17 protein-coding genes are annotated in these 15,122 nt (G+C 67.2%); 10 read left to right on the top strand and 7 right to left on the bottom strand.

What is annotated here, in order from left to right; all coding sequences use genetic code 11:
• On the bottom strand, nucleotides 1–112 hold a 112-nt coding region (locus tag Q4F91_RS13555; RefSeq protein ID WP_368660994.1), incomplete at its 3' end, for a winged helix-turn-helix transcriptional regulator.
• Between the two features lie 350 nt (nucleotides 113–462).
• Here Q4F91_RS13555 and Q4F91_RS09220 point away from each other — a divergent pair.
• The 10 genes from Q4F91_RS09220 to Q4F91_RS09175 all read left to right on the top strand — a co-directional run bounded on the left by Q4F91_RS09220 (nucleotide 463) and on the right by Q4F91_RS09175 (nucleotide 10,747).
• Nucleotides 463–756, top strand: coding sequence for a hypothetical protein (locus tag Q4F91_RS09220; RefSeq protein WP_303336994.1), 294 nt, complete (start codon nucleotides 463–465; stop codon nucleotides 754–756).
• Nucleotides 757–983: 227 nt separating this feature from the next.
• On the top strand, nucleotides 984–1,724 hold the full coding sequence (locus tag Q4F91_RS09215; protein WP_303336991.1) for an AzlC family ABC transporter permease: 741 nt from the start codon (nucleotides 984–986) through the stop codon (nucleotides 1,722–1,724).
• A gap of 22 nt (nucleotides 1,725–1,746) precedes the next feature.
• Nucleotides 1,747–2,070 carry an AzlD family protein gene (locus Q4F91_RS09210; RefSeq protein ID WP_303336988.1) on the top strand — a complete coding sequence of 108 codons (324 nt, stop codon included), beginning with the start codon at nucleotides 1,747–1,749 and terminating at the stop codon, nucleotides 2,068–2,070.
• Nucleotides 2,071–2,073: 3 nt separating this feature from the next.
• The gene (locus Q4F91_RS09205) at nucleotides 2,074–2,820 is read left to right on the top strand and encodes an AzlC family ABC transporter permease (RefSeq protein WP_303336985.1); all 747 of its coding nucleotides are present in this window, start codon (nucleotides 2,074–2,076) and stop codon (nucleotides 2,818–2,820) included.
• 385 nt (nucleotides 2,821–3,205) lie between these two features.
• On the top strand, nucleotides 3,206–5,122 hold the full coding sequence (locus Q4F91_RS09200) for a PhnD/SsuA/transferrin family substrate-binding protein (protein ID WP_303336982.1): 1,917 nt from the start codon (nucleotides 3,206–3,208) through the stop codon (nucleotides 5,120–5,122).
• Entirely contained in the window at nucleotides 5,122–5,766 is a 645-nt protein-coding gene (locus tag Q4F91_RS09195) for a response regulator transcription factor (protein ID WP_303336980.1), read from the top strand. The genes Q4F91_RS09200 and Q4F91_RS09195 overlap by 1 nt, the downstream gene beginning before the upstream one ends.
• On the top strand, nucleotides 5,763–7,307 hold the full coding sequence (locus Q4F91_RS09190; RefSeq protein ID WP_303336977.1) for an FAD-dependent oxidoreductase: 1,545 nt from the start codon (nucleotides 5,763–5,765) through the stop codon (nucleotides 7,305–7,307). The genes Q4F91_RS09195 and Q4F91_RS09190 overlap by 4 nt, the downstream gene beginning before the upstream one ends.
• A 477-nt stretch (nucleotides 7,308–7,784) precedes the next feature.
• Entirely contained in the window at nucleotides 7,785–8,132 is a 348-nt protein-coding gene (locus Q4F91_RS09185; protein WP_303336974.1) for a cytochrome c3 family protein, read from the top strand.
• 5 nt (nucleotides 8,133–8,137) lie between these two features.
• A complete protein-coding gene (locus Q4F91_RS09180) occupies nucleotides 8,138–9,676 on the top strand; it encodes an FAD-binding protein (RefSeq protein WP_303336972.1) in 1,539 nt (512 codons plus the stop codon).
• A gap of 480 nt (nucleotides 9,677–10,156) precedes the next feature.
• A complete protein-coding gene (locus tag Q4F91_RS09175; RefSeq protein ID WP_303336970.1) occupies nucleotides 10,157–10,747 on the top strand; it encodes an NAD(P)H-dependent oxidoreductase in 591 nt (196 codons plus the stop codon).
• Between the two features lie 81 nt (nucleotides 10,748–10,828).
• Here the strand turns inward: Q4F91_RS09175 and Q4F91_RS09170 are convergent, their stop codons facing one another.
• The 6 genes from Q4F91_RS09170 to Q4F91_RS09145 all read right to left on the bottom strand — a co-directional run bounded on the left by Q4F91_RS09170 (nucleotide 10,829) and on the right by Q4F91_RS09145 (nucleotide 15,115).
• Complete coding sequence (locus Q4F91_RS09170; RefSeq protein ID WP_303336967.1) at nucleotides 10,829–11,554, bottom strand: GNAT family N-acetyltransferase; 726 nt, start codon at nucleotides 11,552–11,554, stop codon at nucleotides 10,829–10,831.
• Between the two features lie 164 nt (nucleotides 11,555–11,718).
• Complete coding sequence (locus Q4F91_RS09165) at nucleotides 11,719–11,982, bottom strand: hypothetical protein (RefSeq protein WP_303336964.1); 264 nt, start codon at nucleotides 11,980–11,982, stop codon at nucleotides 11,719–11,721.
• 24 nt (nucleotides 11,983–12,006) lie between these two features.
• Nucleotides 12,007–12,639, bottom strand: a complete 633-nt coding sequence (locus Q4F91_RS09160; RefSeq protein WP_303336958.1) for a hypothetical protein — start codon at nucleotides 12,637–12,639, stop codon at nucleotides 12,007–12,009.
• 179 nt (nucleotides 12,640–12,818) lie between these two features.
• A complete protein-coding gene (locus Q4F91_RS09155; RefSeq protein WP_303336956.1) occupies nucleotides 12,819–13,622 on the bottom strand; it encodes a transporter substrate-binding domain-containing protein in 804 nt (267 codons plus the stop codon).
• Between the two features lie 68 nt (nucleotides 13,623–13,690).
• A complete protein-coding gene (locus tag Q4F91_RS09150; protein WP_303336953.1) occupies nucleotides 13,691–14,443 on the bottom strand; it encodes an amino acid ABC transporter ATP-binding protein in 753 nt (250 codons plus the stop codon).
• A gap of 3 nt (nucleotides 14,444–14,446) precedes the next feature.
• Nucleotides 14,447–15,115 (bottom strand): amino acid ABC transporter permease, encoded by a 669-nt coding sequence (locus tag Q4F91_RS09145; RefSeq protein ID WP_303336951.1) that lies wholly within the window; start codon nucleotides 15,113–15,115, stop codon nucleotides 14,447–14,449.
• Nucleotides 15,116–15,122 lie beyond the last annotated feature (7 nt).

Raw genomic sequence — 15,122 nt, 5'->3', positions numbered from 1 at the left:
CCGTGTCCTTGACGTTCACGAGCTCGGCGCGCAGCTCGCTGTAGCGGAGTTTTCCATTGAGCGCCAGAACGCAGATGATGCGGCTTTTCCATTTTCCGCCGAAAACGCCGATGCCGTATTCTAGCGGACAGCGGATTTCCTTTTAGAGCTTCGGCTGATACATTATTTTCCTTGTTTTATTTTCTTCGGAGACGGGAGGGAATGCACGGGGCGCCGGCGGCCGGGTGTCCCGGCCGGAGGGGGAGGCTCCGGGGAAGTCGCACCGGGAAGCGGGGGGCCGTCCTTCGCCGGCTGAGCGGAATGATAGCGCACCCGGGAGAGGAGCGGTGTGATTTTCCTTCACTCATAAATTTATGAGTGACTCATCTTTTTCTCAATATCTTGTTTTCGCGTCCTTGCTCGGGTAATCTTCGCAGCATCCGAACTGAAACACTGCTCATGCGAGCGAAAGAGGAAAAGAAAATGGCAGTCAATGCTTATCTTGAAATCACGATGAAAATCCCGGCCGAAAACCGTCCGGCCGCCGCGGAGGTTTTCTTCAAGTACCGCGGCCCGTTCCTCGAGACGATCGAGGGCGCCGAGACGAAGTCGCTTCTCGTGCGTGACGAGGACGTGCAGGTGCTGCACGGCTTTGACTCTGCCGAGCACGCGAAGGCCTACCTCTCGACCGAGCTCTTCACGCGCGACGTCGCCGCGGGGCTCTCGCCGCTCTGGTCCGCCGACCCGGAGATCCGCATCTTCACGGCCGCGGCCTGAACCGAAGCGCGAGTAATACCTCAAGCAGCCGTCTGACGCCCGTGTCTGCGCACCCGGGCGCTCAAGTAGAATCATTCGCGCGCGCCCCGGAAGGATGCACACCAGCACCTCGCCGGGGCGTCATGCACTTGATTCAATGATGATCACTTGAGCCCTGGGGTGACGGCAGAATGGCGGAGACGGCAGCGACAGAGGAAACGGCGACGGAGACAGGCACCGCGGGATCCGTGCCGGAGGAGACTTTCTCCGAGGCATTCATCCGCGGCGTGAAGGGAGCGCTCCCGATGCAGGTGGGCTTCATACCGCTCTCCTTCATCCTCGGCACCCAGGGCGGGCAGCACGGACTCTCCGCCCTCGGGATGGCCCTGATGGTGAGCTTCAACTTCGCGGGCGGCAGCGAATTCGCCGCCGTCGCCCTCTGGAGCGCGACGCCCTCCTTTCTGGTGATCTTCGTGACGACCTGGCTCATCAACTGCCGCCACATCGTGCTCGGCGCCGCGCTCACGCCCTGGATGGAGCGCGCGAGGACGCCCGTCTGGGCCTCGATGCTCTCGTTCTTCGTGATGTGCGACGAGGTCTGGGCGCTCTCGATGCAGGAGATCGAGAGGAAGCGGAAGCGCGGCATCCCCGCGGAGAAGCTCTTCAGCTTCCCCTATCACCTGGGCGTCGGCATCTCGCTCTGGACGCTCTGGTGGATCTCGGCGGGCACCGGCGCGGCGGTCGGAACCGCCCTCGGGGACCTGACGCGCTGGGGGTTTCTGATGGCCTTCCCGGCGACCTTCATCGGCCTCGTGGTGGCGATGCGGCCGGCACTGGGAAAGTCTCTCCCGATGGTGGTCTCCGGCGTCGCCGCCGCGCTCGCGAGCCTGTGGCTGCCGCTTCACTGGAGCATCCTCATCGCGACGGTGCTCGGACTCGCCACCGCGGCCTTCGTGCCGGATCTGCCTGTCGGACGGAAAACCGAGTAGCAGTGAGAAAAAAGGAACGCAAATGGACATGCTCTCGACAATCTTCGCCCCGCCCTCGCTTCACGAGTTCATCGTGATCTGCGGCATGCTCGTCGCCACGTACTCGACGCGCCTCATCGGCTGGCTCGTGCTCAGAAACCGCCCCGTCTCGCCCACGATGCAGCGGGTGCTCGACGCCGCGCCCGGCTGCGTGATGATCTCGATCGTGGCCCCGGCCTTCATGACCACCAATGTGGTGACGCTCGTGACGCTTGCCGCCACCGTGCTCGTCGCCTTCCGCGCGCACCTCGCCGTCACGATCCTCTTCGCCGTGGGCTTCAACGCGCTCCTGCAGACTTTCTTCTGAAAAATGACTGACAGCAAGACATTGCCTGAGCTCACGGAGCCCTTCTCCGCGGCGATGCTCCGGGGAATGAGGACGACCGTTCCGATGCTCGTCGGCACCGTGCCGCTCGGCTTCATCCTCGGCACCCAGGGCGGGCAGCACGGGCTCTCGGGCCTCGGGATGGCGCTGATGACGGGCATGAACTTCGCGGGAGGGAGCGAGTTCGCGGCCGTCGCCCTCTGGAGCGCCGCGCCGTCCTTTCTCGTGATCTTCATGACGACGTGGCTCATCAACTGCCGCCACATCGTGCTCGGGGCCGCGCTCACGCCCTGGCTCGAGCGCGCCAGGACGCCCGTGCCCGCCGCCATGCTCGCGTTCTTTCTCATGTGCGACGAGACCTGGGCGCTCTCCATGCAGGAGGTGAGCCGCCGCAGGAAGCTCGGGCTTCCCGCGGACAAGGTCTTCTCGCTCCCCTTCCACATCGGCGTCGGTCTCACGCTCTGGAGCACCTGGTGGATCGCGGCCGGCACGGGCGCGGTCGTCGGCTCCGCGATGGGAGACCTCGCCCGCTGGGGGTTCCTGATGGCCTTCCCCGCGACCTTCATCGGCCTCGTGGTGGCGATGCGGCCGGCTCTGGGCAAGTCCCTCCCGATGGCGGTCTCGGGCGTCTCGGCCGCGCTCGCGAGCCTGTGGCTCCCGCTCCACTGGAGCATCCTCATCGCGGCGGTCCTGGGCCTCGCCGCCGCCGCATTCGTGCCGGCGAAGGACTGACCGGGATCCCGGCGGGCATACCACCTTCAGAGTATCCTTTGCGCGACAATCCCTCTCCCGAAAGGGAGGGGGTCGGGTTATTCCCCATGTCCCGGGGCCCTCTCCGGGGCCGGGGTGCTCCTGCATGTTTAACTTTTGCCCCGTGATGAGGCAAAATTGAGAGACGCGTCCCCGCCGGACCGGTGTCTCAGTTCACCTGTTCTCCGGGGGAGCCGGGGCTTCCCACCCTCCGGCGGCGGTCAGCCCGCCCGAACCATAACGAGAACAGAAAGACTTGAAAGCGTCTCAAACCCAGAAAACTGCCGCCAGTTCAGAATCCTCCCCCGAAACCCCCGCTTCCCGGAGGTTCCGGACGGCTGCGCTCGCCCTTGCCTTCATGGGGGCCGTGCTCGGCGGGTCCGGAGCGGCGCTCGCGAAGGACGTGATCCAGCTCGCCGTCGTGGAGATGACCGAGCCCGGCTACGTGCGCTCGACCGTCATACCGGTGAAGCGCACGATCGAGCACGCCTTCCCTGACCGCACGGTGGTGATCATGCGCGTGGCCTCGGCCGATCTCGCGGCTACGGTCGAGAAGCTCAGGCCCGACTTCGTGATCTCGCCGGCGGCCAATTTCCTGCAGATCGTCGATGCGCAGGGCGCGCATCCGATCGCCACCCGCAAGACCCGGGCGGCAAAGGATCCGTCCCGGTCCGCCGGCGCCGCCGTGGTGGCGCTCGCCGACCGCGCGGACGTGGGGCCGCTCGCGACCCTGAAGGGTCTGCGCGCCGCGGCGACCTCCCCCGAGTCGCTCGACGGGTGGGTGGCGCTGCGCTACGAGCTCGAGAAGGCGGGTTTCAATTCCGGAACTTTCTTCAGGGAACTGAAGTTCATGGGCTTCGGAATGCCGAACGTCATCTCGGCCGTCCTCTCCGGATCCTATGACGTCGGCATCGTCCCGGCCTGCATGCTCGAGAACCTCGAGCGCGAGGGCCTCATCGAGGCCGGGGCGCTGCGCGTCGTGGCGAGAAAGCCCACGGACGAGACCACCTGCGCCGCCTCGACCGACCTCTATCCCGACCTCGTCGTCTCCGCGCTCACCTCGGCCGAGCACGAGGTGGTGAGGGGCGTGACCGCCGCTCTCCTCACGGCCGACATGCCGGGCGACTTCGGCTGGTACGCCGTGAGCGACTTCCACGAGGTGCGCGCGCTCGAGGAGGCGCTTCACCTCGGTCCCTGGGCCTACCTCGAGGACATGACCCCCGCGGGCCTCTGGCGCCGCTGGCGGCCGTGGATCCTCGGCGTCGCGGCGATCGTGCTGCTCCTTCTCGTGAACGAATGGCGCCTGCGCCGGCTTGTGCGCCGCCGCACGGCGGAGCTCGAGCGCGCGCTCGCCGAGCGCGACCGGCTCGAGGCCTCCGAGGCGAAGGCCCGCGAACGGCTCTCGAAGCTCGAGCGCATGGGTGCGCTCTCGCAGCTCTGCACGTTGGTCGCCCATGAACTGAAGCAGCCCGTCGGCGCCGTCATCAATTACCTCGCCGTCGCGCGCATGAAGCTCTCCGGCACGAAGGTTGTCGCCGATCCGCTCGCCGAAGGGGCCGCGGCCGCCGAACCCGATGATGCGCCTCCCGTCGATCCGGTGATGCTCGAGGCCATCCGCGGCGCCGATGAGCAGGCCCGCAGGATCTCGGCGATCGTGGACCGCGTGAGGGGCTATGCGCGGCGCGAGCGCGCGAAGCGCGTCGAGGTGGACCTCGCGCGCGTCGTCGTCGAGGCGGCCGCCGGCGTGCGGCTCTCGAACCGCGCCCCGATCGAGACCAACGTGACGGCGCCCGGAAAGGCCGTCGTCGAGGGCGATCCGCTCGAACTCGAGCTCATCGTCCACAACCTGATGAAGAATGCCGCCGAGGCGGTGCGCGCGAATGAGAAGGAGCTCGGCTCCTCGGGCGAGCGCGCCCCGGCGGGGCTCGTCACCGCGACGCTTGCGGTGACGGGCGACGAGGCCGTGATCTCGGTCTGCGACAACGGACCGAGGCTCTCGGACGAGGCGTTCGCGCGTCTCTCGCGCGTCTCCGCGTCCGTCAAGCCCGACGGGCTCGGCATCGGCCTCGGCATCGTGCGCAACCTCGTGGAAGAGAACGGCGGACGGCTCACGCTCTCCCGCCTCCCCGTCAGAGGGCTCTCGGCCGAGGTGCGCTTTGACCTCTTTGATCCGCAGAGCGCCGTGAAGGCGCCGGAGACGGCGGCCGCCTCAGAGCCCGGGACCGGGGCGACGCAGGCTGCCCGGGAGACCGAAGAGGCAGGAAAGACCAAAGGAGAACCATGATGACTGACCGACCGCTCATCCGCATCGTGGATGACGACGAGGCCCTGGCCGCCTCGAGCGCCCTGCTCCTCGAGAGCATGGGCTGGGAGGTGGCCCGCTATCCCGACGGCCCGACCTTCCTCGCGAACGACGATCTGAAGCGCCCCGGCTGCATCGTGCTCGACGTGCAGATGCCCGGGATGGACGGGCTCGAGGTGCAGGCGGAGCTCACCCGCCGCGGCTCGACGGTGCCGATCCTCTTCCTCTCCGCCCACGGCTCGATCCCGATGGCCGTGCATGCGATGCGGCTCGGCGCAGTGGACTTTCTCGAGAAGCCGGTCGACCCGATGCAGCTCCTCACCAAGGTCGCCCAGTGCACAAGCGCGAGCTCGGCGAGGACGGCCGCTGACCGCGCCGTCGCCGAGCGCCGCGCGCGGTTTGAGTCGCTCACGCCGCGCGAGCGCGAGGTCGTGGATCTGGTGCTCAGGAACGCCGCCAACAAGGAGATCGCGCGCGACCTCGGGCTTGAGGTCTCGACCGTGAAGATGCACCGCGCCAATGCCTTCGCGAAGCTCGGCGTCCATTCGCCCGGCGAGCTCTGGAAGCTCGCGAGCGAGTGCGGGCTCGCGGGCGACGCCGTTGAATCGGGAGGCGCGGAGCCATGAGCGGAAAACCCACGGACCGGATACGGCGGCGCCTTCTCGGCGCGGGAGCCGCCGGCGCGGCGCTTTCGTGGCTGCCCGGCGCGGCCCTCGCCGACGAGGACTTTTTCGCTGCCGTGCGCGAGGCGTTCACCTCGAAGCCCGCCTGGGCGACGGAGCTCCCCCTGATCGAGGAGCGCTGCGACGTCGTGATCGCGGGCTCGGGCGGCGCGGGCCTCTCGGCGGCGCTCGCCGCCGCGCAGGATCTCGCCCGCGGCATCAGCGGCCGTCCTCCCCGGGTCGTCGTCCTCGAGAAGGCTAGGATCGCGGGCGGTCACACGCTGCTCGCCTCCGGGTCGTTCGCCGCCGAGGAGAGCCCGGCGGGCATCCTCGGCATGCGCGCGGAGATGATGGCCGCCGGCGCGGGCAGGAACGACGTCGAGCTCGCCGACGTGGTCTGCCGCGGCTCCTGGGCCGCCAAGGAGCGCCTCGCCGCGCTCGGCGTCACCTGGTGCGACGTCCCCTTCCGTGCCGTGGGCGCGCCCTCGGCGCGCTGCTGGAACTCGGGCGCCTCGCAGTCGGGCTACGACTACGTGCAGGCGCTGATGCGCGGCGTGCGCGCCGCCGGCGTCGAGGTGCGGTTCTCCACCCGCGCCGAGTCGCTGCTGCTCGCCGACACGGGCGAGGCGATGGGCGTCTTCGCCCATGACGGCGACGGACGCAGAATTCTCTTCCGGGCGCCCTCGATCGTGCTCGCGACGGGCGGCTTCACGGCGAACCGCGCCATGATCGCCCGCTACCGGCCCGACATCCCGGCGACGATGGGCACCACCGCGGGCGCCCGCGGCGAGGCCTTCGACGGCTCCACCGGCGACGGCATCCTCATGGCCGCGGAGATCGGCGCGAGGCTGCGCGACATGGACGCGCTCGAGATCATCCCCTTCGCGGGCGGCCGCCTCATCGACTACGTGGGCGCCGAGATCTGGCTCAACGCCCGCGGCGAGCGCTTCGTCTCCGAGGGCGCGGACTTCCTCACCGTGCGCAATGCCATGAGCATCCAGCCCGACGGCGTGATGTGGGCCGTCACGGACGTGAAGAGCGCGAAGGGCGCGACCTTCGGCCTCAAGCTCCTCGACGGCACGGTGATGCGCGCCGAGAGCCTCGCCGAGCTCGCGCGCGGCATCGGCTGCAACGCCGCCGCGCTCGAGGAGACGATCGTTCGCTACAACCGGTCGGTCGCCAAGCACTGGGACGACGACTTCGGCATCCCGATGACGGGCGGGACGATCGACACGCCGCCCTTCTTCTACGGGCGCGAGGTCTTCTCGCTCCACTATTCCTCCGGGGGCGTGGCGATCACTCCCCGTGCGGAGGTCCTCACCGAATCGGGGAAGATCATCCCGGGCCTCTTCGCCGCCGGCGAGACCACGGGCGGCGTGCACGGGGCGACGAAGCTCGGCGGCTGCGGCCTTGCCGACGCCTTCGTCTTCGGCGACCTCGCGGGGCATGCCGCCGCGCAGGTCGCGCTCGCCAGGAACGGCTTCCGTCCCTTCAGCGAGGGCTGACCCGGCTCACCGGAATTCCGAGAAATACTTTTTCAGGACGGCCGCCCGCGGAAACCCCTTCCCCGGGCGGCCTCTTCTTCTCCGCCCTACTCCCTCAGGGCATCCGGGGGAGGTCGGATGAGAACGGATCTCATCCGACGGTCGTAGTTCCCCTACGTCTCACGACTACCTCCCGCGGGAGGTAGAGGGATTTCTTAGCGATTTTTAAGATTCTTCTCAGAGAGTCAGGCAGGAGATCCCTGAGGCGTCACCGGTTAAGGTTCTACCGCGGTGCCTCAGAGACCTCCGGCCGGACCTTCGATCCCAACGGACCCTGCGGGCCGACCTTCCCCCAAGCCCCGCTTCACCACCCCGCCCTTTCCGGACCCAAGCAGTTTTCTCCCTGCGGCACCGAAAAGGCACTTTCTCCGGGATGCGTGACGGCGCTGAAGGAAACGGCAGAGCCTCAGGGGCCACCAGAGAAAAGAGAAGACAATCATGACCCTGAAGCCCGGATTCTGCGGCGTCGCTGCCGCGCTCGTGCTCGCCATCGCCTCGGCTGGCTCCGCCTCCGCCGCGATGCCTTCCAAGATCAACGGCCCGCACGCGTCGCTGCCCTGCTCGACCTGCCACGTGAAGGACATGACCGCCCCCGCCAAGGAGACCTGCTTTGCCTGCCACGGCTCGTACAGCAAGGTTGCCGAGCGCACCGCGAAGATGAACCCGAACCCCCACATGAACCACCGCGGTGAGCAGAACTGCGCGAACTGCCACTCGATGCACGCCCAGCCGCGCTTTGAGTGCAACGACTGCCACAACTTCAACATCAAGATGAAGGGGGAGTGAATAAAATGACCGCCAAGAATTTCTCTCGCCGTTCCTTCCTCGGCGCCGCCGCTGCCTCCGCCGCCGCTGCCGCCGTCCCGGCCGCTCACGCCGCGAGCGTGAAGCAGGACATCCCCGCCAAGTGGGACATCGAAACTGACGTCGTGGTGCTCGGCGCCGGCGGCGCGGCCCTGATGGCCGCCTGCCAGGCCTTTGACCGCGGCGCCAAGGTCGAGATCTTCGACAAGGGCCTCTCCCCCTTCCACACCGGCACGAACCTCTGCGGCGGCCTCTTCACCGCCTGCGGCTCCCGCATGCAGAAGGCCGATCCGAAGATCAAGGACGACTGGAAGGCCTTCGCCGACGACATCATCGCCTACGGCGAGCACCAGTCCCTCAAGGAGCCGGTCTACGGCTTCACGAAGCACTCGGGCGAGGCGTTCGACTGGCTTGAGGACCACGGTCTTGCCAAGCACCATCTCGAGCCCTATGCCGGCCACAGCAACGTCCGCGCGCACCGCCAGGACTCCTTCAAGGGCCGTGACTACATCGAAGTGCTCGTGAAGGAAATCGCCGCCCGCAACCTCAAGATCCATCACTCCTGCGGCCTCTCGAAGTTCTTCTTCGACGCCGAGGCGAACCGCGTGATCGGCGTTGAGTGCGGCTCGGGCGACAACAAGGTCACCGTCCGCGCCCGCATGGGCGTCGTCATGGCCACCGGCGGCATCACCGGCTCGCCGGAGTCGCTCGACAGCTGGGTCCCGTCCGTCGCCGGCAAGGGCGTCGTGATCGGCGGCCCGTGCAACACGGGCGAGGCGATGCGCATCGCGGTCCGCGACGTCGGCACCCCGCTCTCGCACATGCAGTACATCGCCTCCTATCCGTGCGGCATCGTGACGCACGGCCGCAACGGCCCGTACTGCCGCTGGTGGTTCATCACCGGCCAGGGCGGTATCCTGATCAACAAGAACGGCTCGCGCTTCGTCACCGAGCGTGAGGGCATCTGCCACGTCACGCCGAAGCTCGCCGGCAACCCCGACGGCTGCCACTACGTGCTCGCCGACGAGGCCACCTGGCAGCGCACGCTCGGCAAGATCAAGCTCTCCGCCCTCGTGGGTCTCCCGTCCTGGACCGAGGAGCGCGTGCTCGCCGAGTTCGAGAAGGGTGAGAACCTCTGGAAGGCCGACTCGATCGAGGAACTCTGCCAGAAGTCCGGCGTGAACCTCGAGGGTCTCAAGAAGCAGCTCGCCACCTGGAACCAGGCCGTCGAGACGAAGACCGACAACCAGTTCGGCCGCACCGACCAGCAGTACAAGCTCGAGCAGGGCCCGTGGCGCATGATCCGCATGTTCCCGTGGAACAACCTCTCCTGCGGCGGTCTGCGCGTCACCGAGCAGTTCCAGGTTCTCGGCTGGGACATGAAGCCGGTCGAGGGCTTCTACGCCGCCGGCGAGACGGTCGCTGGTGTGCACGGCGCCTTCTACTGCGGCGGCAACGCCTGCGGCTTCGCCCACACCTCCGGCTACATGGCCGGCCGCTATGTGACGGGCTACAAGGAAGCGTAATTCCTTCCTGATGAGCGCCCTCGCGGGGGAGTCTGATCCCTCCCCCGCCCGAGGGACCTCATTAAACAATCCTCTTCCGGGAACGGTCCGCTTCTTCTCCGTTCCCGGGGGACAAACAAAGGATCCCAGATTCTTTTGGTGCTCTTTGGTCCCTCCGCGTCGGTTTCTACTCTCCTTTTCCGGCGCGATTTCGGGAAACCGCTTTCTCCAGCGGTCTGCAGCCCGGCGCTCAGCTTTATCCCTTCGGTCCATCCCGGGAGCTGACGTCGGGTTTCTTTTCGTCTGCAGCATCCGTGCCCGGCTGGCCGGGCGTCCTGCCATGCCCTGAAGCTATGGGCATAGATGAGCATAAAGTATTTGTTGTTTTTCCTGAATTTCCCTAGACTTTTCCCTCATGAAAAAGGCATGGACGGCACCACCTTCATGCCTGAAGGTTATGGGAACATCGGCAGCAGGCTGCCCTGACGGAGATTCCAGGAAATGACAAATGTACTCATCGTGAACGCCGGCATCCGCGTGACGGAAAAGCACGGGAAGCTCTCGGCCGAGCTCGTGCGCCGCGCGCGGGAGCGCTTTGAAGGGGCTGGCTTCACCGTGACGGTGACGGACCTCAATGACCCGTGGACGGTTGACGAGGAAGTGGCGAAGGTGAAGGCCGCCGACCTCATTCTCGTGCAGACGCCCGTCTGGGCCATGAGCACGCCGTGGCACTACACCCGCTGGCAGGACGAGGTGCTCACGCATCCGGACGTCTGCGGCACGGACGGCAGAACCCGGACGGATCCCTCGAAAAAGTACGGCACGGGCGGGTTCCTGCAGGGCAAGCGCTACTGGCTCTCGACCACCTGGAACGCGCCGAAAAAGGCGCTCGACGAACCCGGCGAGTTCTTCGACGGGCGCGGCATCGAGGAGGTGCTGATGCCTCTGCACAAGCAGTTCGAGTACATGGCGGTGGCGCCCTTCGCCCCCACCTTCGCAATCCACGACGTCTACAAGAATCCCGACATCCCGACAGACCTCATGTGCTGGGATCAGGCGCTCGAGACCGCCGTCGCGAAGCTCGCCGGCTGAAGTCCTGAGAGGGAAATCTGAGAGAGAGAGCGGCCTCCCGGAGCGTCATGACTCCGGGAGGCCGTGCTTTTGCAGAGGTGCTCAGGCGAAGCGCTTGGTGAAGAGGTAGCTCTCGATCGAGCCCGCCTCACCGCCCGCGTCCCACCGGTCGGTCTCGCTGATCGCCCAGCCGCGGCGCAGGTAGATGCCGCGGTTGCAGTGATCGTCGGTGAAGAGCATCGCTCTGGGGTGCCCCGCCGCACGGCACTCGGCCTCGAAGGCCCTGAGGAGCGCCGAGGCGCAGCCGCGCCCGCGCGCGTCCGGGTGCGCGATCAGGTAGACGAGCTCTGCGGGGGCTTTCGCCGCGGCCTCGCGGTTCATGAGCTCGGCGAGCATTCCCTTGTTGACGGCGGTGATGCCCGCCTCGAACTCGAGCACGTCGCGCCCGAGCCCGGAGGAGCCGAGCTCGATCTCGCGTGCGCGGCGGATCTCCGTGTAGGCGCGGCGCATCGCGGGCGTGAGCCCGCGCCGCAGTCCGTCCGTCGCGGGCTCCGTCTCGGGAAGCCCCAGGCGGGCGCACATGAGGGCGCCTGCGCGGCCGTCCTCGAGGGCGGCGACGCGGATGAAGTCGCTCTTCAGGAGATTCGCGATCTGGTAAGCCTCGCCGAGCGCCCGGCGCTCCGTGGCGCTGCGGTCGGGATCGATCTCCCAGCCCCAGGTGAGATCGTAGGCGGCGTTCATGCGGGCAAGGTCGTCGGGCTCGAAAGGACGCAGAACGGGACGGGTGAACAGGGAATTGTCGGCGGCGGAGTTTTCAGAGGACGTCATAAGGAAGCGGGAGCGCTTCGGGTCGCGCTCCCGGCAGGTTCGGGTGTTTTTTGTAAGTGCCCCTATTCTAGTGGAGCGGCATACGCCGTCCGCCCGAGGGTTCTCCCGGGAGGGGCCTCTCCCCGCCCGGCCGGAGCCGATGCGGGCGGGACTGCCTCGCTGGATCAGATCAGCTCCCTGCCGCAGGGAGGGGCATTGAGCCATTCGCGGTCCCCGGCGGCCCGTTCGGATGCGGCCGCTTCATACTGGTCGAGCAGATCATCGAGATTTATCTTCCTGCGGCCGCGCGCCTTGTGCAGAAGGACGCCCCCGCTCGTGACGGAGCAGGAAAGCACGTCGCCGGCCTGCCATCCGAGAACCGACAGCGCTTCGGGAGGAACCCTGATCATTGCCGATCCTTCGATGTTCTGCAGAACGCATTCGGGCATGGCTGTCTCCGGGAGAAAGAGCTGCTAGATGAGGATGGTCTCGGATTCCTCCGTCTGCCTCGGCTGAGTCTTCGGGGCGGGCTTCGTCCTGGGCGCGGGCTGCGGCGTCTTCTTCGGCGCGTAGCGCTCCACGATCGCGGCCGCCCGGTCGAGGGCCTTGGCCGAGCCGTTGAGCGGAAAGCGGATGACGATGTCCTCGCCGTTGAGGCTCACCTGGAGGCGGAGCACCCGGCCCGCGCGCAGTTCGCGCAGGAACCGGCTCCCGAAGCTGCCGCGGAAGGAGTAGAAGAGCGTGCGCTCCTCGGCGCTTCGCTCGGCCGTGCCGCGGAAGATCGTGCCCCGGTCAACGCGGAGCGCCACGGGAAGCAGGTCGCGGCGGCTGCGCCAGCGACGGGCGGAGTATTCTGAGAGCGTGACATTGAGTCCGAGCGCGTAGTTGCCCGGATCGAGCATGTCGATGGTCAGGAGCCCGTCGCGCTCGTCCGAGGCGACGCAGGCGCGGCCGATGAGACGCCCGCGCGCTCCCTGCAGCGCCAGACTCTGCCAGGCGCCGTCCGTGCGGAGCTCGGAATAGTCGAGGTCGGCGGCCCGGACCATGGAGGCCGGCAGGGCCGCGGCAAGGGCGGTGAGAACGAGTGTGCGGCGCGTGAGGGGCATCTTTTTTCAGGGATCCTTCTTCTTCGTGAAACTGCGGGCTTCAGAGGAAAGGATAGCCCCGCGGAGGGCGCCCTTCGGCGCGACTGAGAAAGACTGAAACAAATGGGCGGCGTGCGGTCACGGAAAACCCGTGAGGCACAGCCGCCCTCTTCCTCAGATCCGGGGGATCAGACGCGGGATCACTGCTTCGTGATGTCCGCGCCGAAGAACTGGTTGGAGAGCTCGGCGAGCTCGCCCGAGGCACGCAGTTCCTCAAGCGCGGCGTCGACCTTCGCCTTCAGCGCGGCGGAACCGGCGCCCATCGGCATCGGCATCGCGATCGGGGTGGCCTGCGGGGCGACGGCCGCGATCTTGAAGGCGGCGTCCGGGTGGACCTTCATGTAGTTGCGGAAGACGACCTCGGCGTTGAGCGTCGCGTCGATGCGGCCCTGGAAGAGGAGCTCGAGCGTCTGGTTGAGGTCGTCGACGCCGATCACCTTGGCGCCGGCGCGCTCGGCGATGTCGGCGTAGTTCGAGGAGATGGTGTTGGCGGTGGTGAGGCCCTTGAGGTCCGCCATCGAGTGGATCCTGTCGCTGTCCTTCCTCACGATCACGACCGTGCGGTTGAAGGCGTACGGGGTCGAGAAGAGGAAGGCCTTCTGGCGGGCCGCGGTCATCGCGACGCCGTTGATCATGATGTCGTAGCGGCCGGAGCGGATGCCCGCGAGGAGCCCGTCCCACTTGCCTTCGACCAGGTCGGCCTTGACGCCGAGCTTCGCGGCGAGCTTGCGGCCGAGCTCCACGTCAAAGCCCGTGAGGCGGTCGTTCTCGTCGTGGTAGGTCCAGGGCGCCCAGGTGCCCTCGGTGCCGATCGTAAGCGTGCCCTTCTTCTGGATGCGCTCAAGGAGATCCTCGGCGGCGAACGCGGTGCCGGCCGCGGAGAGCGCGCCGGCGGCGAGCGCCGCGGCGACGAGCGTGCGGCGGGTGAGCTTGAAGTCAGTCATTGATCAATACCTCTTCGAAAGGGAAGCGTTTCTTGTTCTGGTTTCAGGAGTTTAAAAGTGTTCGGGTGTCACTGCAGGCCGGAGAAGCCGGCGAGGAAGGCCTTCGTGCGGGCCTCCCGCGGGCTGTCGAAGAACTCGCGGCTCGGCGCCTGCTCGACGACGAGGCCGTCCTCGATGAGGACGGTCTTCGTCGAGACCCCCCGTGCGAAGGCGAGCTCGTGCGTGACGATGATCATCGTGCGCCCCTCGAGCGCGAGGACGCGCAGCAGCTCGAGGATCTCCTTGGTGCGCTCGGGATCGAGGGCCGACGTGGGCTCGTCGAGGAACATCAGCGCCGGGTCGGGCGCGAGGGCGCGCGCGATCGCGACGCGCTGCTGCTGGCCGCCCGAGAGCTCGCTCGGATACTTGCCGGCGTGGTCGATCATGCCGACCTTCTCGAGGAGCGCCTCGCCCTTCGCCCTCGCCTCTTTCTTAGCCATGCCGCGCCCCACGGTGAGGCCGAGCGTGACGTTCTCGAGCGCCGTGAAGTTGAGGAAGAGATTGAAGTTCTGGAAGACGAAGGAGGTGCGCTGACGGAGCCGCGCGATCTCGCGGGAGCTCGCGTGCGCGAGGTCCCAGCGGTCGCCCGCGAGCACCATCCCGCCCGCCTGCGCGGGGTCGAGGTAGTCGAGCGCGCGCAGCAGCGTGGTCTTGCCGGACCCGGAGGGGCCGATCAGGGCCATCACCTCGCCCTCGTTCATCTCGAGGTCGATGCCGCGGAGCACCTCAGTCTCGCCGAAGGACTTTTTCACGCCCGTCGCGCGGAAGAAGGGTTCAGCCATTTGTCAGCGCCTCCCGTAGTAGTTGAGACGCTTCTCGCCCTCGCGCTCGAGCCTCGAGAGCACGGTGCAGAAGATGAGATAGATGAGCGCGACCTCGATGTAGAGCACGAGCGGCTCGTAGGTGCGCGCGACGATGCGCTGCGTCGTCATGAACATTTCGGTGACGGTGATGTTCGCCGCGAGGCTCGTGTTCTTCACCATCGAGATGAGCGAGTTGCCGAGCGACGGGAACGCGGTCCTCATCGCCTGCGGCAGCACGATGCGAAAGAACGTCTGCGTCCAGGAGAGGCCCGATGTGAGACCGGCCTCCATCTGCCCCGTCGGGACGCTCTCGATCGCGGCGCGGATGATCTCGGCGCAGTACGCGCCCTCGTTGATCGAGAAGACGATGACCGCGGCCGTCCACGGGTCGATGAGGACGCCGGCGTGCGGCAGGCCGTAGAAGACGACGAAGAGCTGCACGAGAAGGGGCGTGCCGCGGATCACCCAGATGTAGAAGCGCATCACGTGCCTGAGCACCGGCACACCGCGGTACTGCACGAGCGCCACGGCGGTCGCGATCACGAGCGCGATCGAGAAGCTCACGATCGTGAGCGGGATCGTCACGGTGAGACCCGGAAGCAGGATCTTCCAGAAGGAGTCACAGACGAGTTGGAGGATTTCTTCGGTCATCAGTCAG

It is taken from the genome of Sutterella sp., assembly GCF_030539355.1.
Taxonomy (GTDB): Bacteria; Pseudomonadota; Gammaproteobacteria; order Burkholderiales; family Burkholderiaceae_F; genus Sutterella.
This window is presented reverse-complemented; position numbering and strand designations above follow the sequence as displayed.

Coding starts and splice junctions, on each gene's coding strand:
- Q4F91_RS09220 (WP_303336994.1), top strand. CDS start 463: ATGGCAGTCAATGCTTATCTTGAAATCACGATGAAAATCCCGGCCGAA.
- Q4F91_RS09210 (WP_303336988.1), top strand. CDS start 1,747: ATGGACATGCTCTCGACAATCTTCGCCCCGCCCTCGCTTCACGAGTTC.
- Q4F91_RS09205 (WP_303336985.1), top strand. CDS start 2,074: ATGACTGACAGCAAGACATTGCCTGAGCTCACGGAGCCCTTCTCCGCG.
- Q4F91_RS09195 (WP_303336980.1), top strand. CDS start 5,122: ATGACTGACCGACCGCTCATCCGCATCGTGGATGACGACGAGGCCCTG.
- Q4F91_RS09190 (WP_303336977.1), top strand. CDS start 5,763: ATGAGCGGAAAACCCACGGACCGGATACGGCGGCGCCTTCTCGGCGCG.
- Q4F91_RS09185 (WP_303336974.1), top strand. CDS start 7,785: ATGACCCTGAAGCCCGGATTCTGCGGCGTCGCTGCCGCGCTCGTGCTC.
- Q4F91_RS09180 (WP_303336972.1), top strand. CDS start 8,138: ATGACCGCCAAGAATTTCTCTCGCCGTTCCTTCCTCGGCGCCGCCGCT.
- Q4F91_RS09175 (WP_303336970.1), top strand. CDS start 10,157: ATGACAAATGTACTCATCGTGAACGCCGGCATCCGCGTGACGGAAAAG.
- Q4F91_RS09170 (WP_303336967.1), bottom strand. CDS start 11,554: ATGACGTCCTCTGAAAACTCCGCCGCCGACAATTCCCTGTTCACCCGT.
- Q4F91_RS09165 (WP_303336964.1), bottom strand. CDS start 11,982: ATGCCCGAATGCGTTCTGCAGAACATCGAAGGATCGGCAATGATCAGG.
- Q4F91_RS09160 (WP_303336958.1), bottom strand. CDS start 12,639: ATGCCCCTCACGCGCCGCACACTCGTTCTCACCGCCCTTGCCGCGGCC.
- Q4F91_RS09155 (WP_303336956.1), bottom strand. CDS start 13,622: ATGACTGACTTCAAGCTCACCCGCCGCACGCTCGTCGCCGCGGCGCTC.
- Q4F91_RS09150 (WP_303336953.1), bottom strand. CDS start 14,443: ATGGCTGAACCCTTCTTCCGCGCGACGGGCGTGAAAAAGTCCTTCGGC.
- Q4F91_RS09145 (WP_303336951.1), bottom strand. CDS start 15,115: ATGACCGAAGAAATCCTCCAACTCGTCTGTGACTCCTTCTGGAAGATC.